A 2893-nucleotide genomic window follows, 5' to 3' on the forward strand; every position below is an offset into this window, starting at 1 on the left:
AGGGCATCTTTGCATTAAGGAAAATCTACTCTCCAATCAGGTTTATTATTCTTCTGTCCATTGGCAAAGTATCTGCCATATCTGGGATATACCAGTGCTTGTTTAATGGGTTGTTCAGTAACAATCTTGCCTCCTTTAAAATAGGAACCTGACAACATTTTGTTATCTATCCAAGGTTTAATAGCATTTAAAATTTTCGTACATTCCGCTTCATTCTGAGCGTTAATCGTCACCTTGCTGTTATCAGCTAATACTAATATCCCTTCCCAATTGCCTTTTCTATAAGGAGGTAATGAAGGTTTATCATTCTGTCCGCCCTTCCAATGGGGTACGGTAATTGGATATTTTGCACTATCATATTTAGCTAGTGTATTCTCACTAGCCGCGCTCTTTCTTTCAGCACATTGGATTACCATTTGTGGTGTATCTCCTTCATGCCTAATTTGGAAAGAAAGAGGAATAGCGGCTGTTACATCAAGTTTTTTAACCTCTGATTCAATAATTTTTTGAATTTTTCTGTAATCAATGTCAGGACAGCATTTAGCCATACAATCACAATCCTCTGGCGGTTCTGGGGGTGGTTCTGGGGGTGGAGGTGGCTTACCCAAAGGGCAATCTTTCGCATCCAGTTGACTAACGTTTATTTTATAAACTTCCCCAGGGTATTCGCTATCTAAATTATCTAAAATCGCATTAATAGCAGAATTATTATTAATTCCATTTACTGCTATTTGTAAACTTCCATAAGAATAGTATGGAAAATATAAATCATGAAACGGATAAGAGCGCGTAGGCTGATCTGAGTTTATACTCCCGCCGATTCCATAATAGGTATTAAAAGAGGTAAATCGATTTATTTGAGTAGTGGTTACTTGCCCGGTTTGTCCTCCCGATTCTAAAAATCCTTTAAGCGTAGGCGATTCACCTTCTGTAAGATTATATTTAAGCCAAGCATCATAAACTTCTTCTATACTTACAGGAACATCAATTCGCTTCTCATAATATCCGCCTTGCTCATTAATTTTACCCTCATATCCCAATACTTTTGCAGCACGAGCATAGCCAAAAGATATAGAGCCACATTCTGAAAGTTCTAATTCCCTTAGTTGCCTAGTTAAATTTTTGGGTATTGGTTTAGGTCTTGGAATTTTAGGGAATGGATTGGGTTTGTCCTTATCTTTAAACTCAGGGAATTTAAATTCTGGTATATTAAATTCTGGTAATTCTGGTAGTTTGACTTCTGGTAATTGGGGTAATTCGATTTTTGGTATTTTTGGGCGTGGGATATCAAAATCTGGAGGATTATTACGAAAATCATCAACTACTTTTCTCCCATTATCTATTGCATCTTGAATTATTTCAGCATGATTTTTACCAAGTGTATAAAAGCCACCTTCCGCACTAGAAGAGGTAAGACTATTCTCTAAAGCAGAAGTTTGGCTATTAGGAAAAAAGCTATTTAATAATCCAGAAAAATACCAATTTAGCTCATATGCAAGCTCTCCACCTATAGCCTCTTGTCCTCCGCGCATAGCAAATTCTATTCCTAAATTTTGCTGTCGGATTTCATTACTAGTTCTTAATTGTGTTCCTGCTCCAATATTAGAGCCACCTGGCAAACCATTATAAGGTTGAGTAGGTCTGTAAGGTTGTGCAGTTTCCTGAATTTCTCGCTGTATCGGTGGTGTGGTGTGTGGTGTGGCATGATTATCAATTGGGCGTGATATTTCTGGTTTTGGTGCTGGCGGTAATTCTTGAATGGGAGGTAGGATACTAAGCACTTTTTGGGTATTAGCATCCATCGTTGTAGTTGGGTCAGCGTAAGTCAATTCTGCCATATACTAGTTTGTGGGGAAGGGAGAAATAGGAATTACTGACACATCAACCGCAGATTTAGAGATACGTATTCCACCACAAAAACCTTTCCAAAAGTGTGTGGCGTCCCAGTTGAGTCCTGCCCTTCCTATTACGAGCGGTTCATTATTGTTAGCGCTAAAAGTATAATTATCTATGGATTTTTTTATAGCTCCATCCATCCAGAGTTATAATGTTGCTCCACTCCGTTTTACTGCAATATATTTCCAAGAATTAATCCATTCTCCATCATCAACAAATACTCTATTTTGGTATTGTCCGATAAAGAATGATAAAGCTTTATTTCCTGCTACTGTAGCGGAATTTGTCTCAAGTTGCCAGCCGCTATTATTAAAAAAGGCTGTACTGAGGATAACATTATCTTTACCATTACTACTTCTTTTATCAGTAGGGTATAGCCAAGCTTCAATTGTAAAATCTGTTGTCCCAAAATCCCAATCATTACTATCCACAAGCTGCAAGTAATCCCCGTCACCATCAAAGTAAATGCTTGAGCCATTAAATTTACTTTGTGCTGTACTGATTGCAGTATTTCCGTAAATATTAATAGCATGATTTTTAGCATCAACTATTGAATTGAAATTACTCACAAAAACTACGTTGCTGGCTGTACCTGTCCCTGTGCTGCTACTCGAAGAGCTACCACTTGATAGACCTGCTAACAAGTCTGATTTTTTAATTTTGTAAGGTCTTCCGGTTTCGTCAATCAAAATAATATAATCATCGTTAGCAGCAGTAGTCTTGGTAATTGTCGGTACTGTAAAATTCGATGTGCTTTCATTGCCACCATTATTAGGTTCTACTAATGCCAACAAACTGCCTAGTGTTGCTTTTTTTAGCAGTGGCTTACCACTGACACCGCCATTAATATCTAGTATCGGAAGTACATCATTCAAGCTAGGGATAGCTAAAGTCTTAAGCTTTGAAATTTCCATTATTTACTCCATTGTTAGAATTGATTGATCATAAACTGGGCTTTCTTCGACGACGGTTCCCAGTATCAAAATGCGATCATCAT

2 protein-coding genes are annotated in these 2893 nt (G+C 37.6%); both read right to left on the reverse strand.

Annotation, left to right across the window (positions count from 1 at the left end; all coding sequences use genetic code 11):
* Positions 1-14: 14 nt before the first annotated feature.
* Positions 15-1619, reverse strand: coding sequence for a hypothetical protein (locus tag ACFFAP_RS37660; protein WP_375515979.1), 1605 nt, complete (start codon positions 1617-1619; stop codon positions 15-17).
* Positions 1620-2042: 423 nt separating this feature from the next.
* Positions 2043-2810, reverse strand: a complete 768-nt coding sequence (locus ACFFAP_RS37665) for a hypothetical protein (protein WP_375515980.1) — start codon at positions 2808-2810, stop codon at positions 2043-2045.
* Between the last annotated feature and the right edge of the window lie 83 nt (positions 2811-2893).

The organism is uncultured Nostoc sp. (assembly GCF_964245575.1).
Classification (GTDB): domain Bacteria; phylum Cyanobacteriota; class Cyanobacteriia; order Cyanobacteriales; family Nostocaceae; genus Nostoc.

Coding starts and splice junctions, on each gene's coding strand:
- ACFFAP_RS37665 (WP_375515980.1), bottom strand. CDS start 2,810: ATGGAAATTTCAAAGCTTAAGACTTTAGCTATCCCTAGCTTGAATGAT.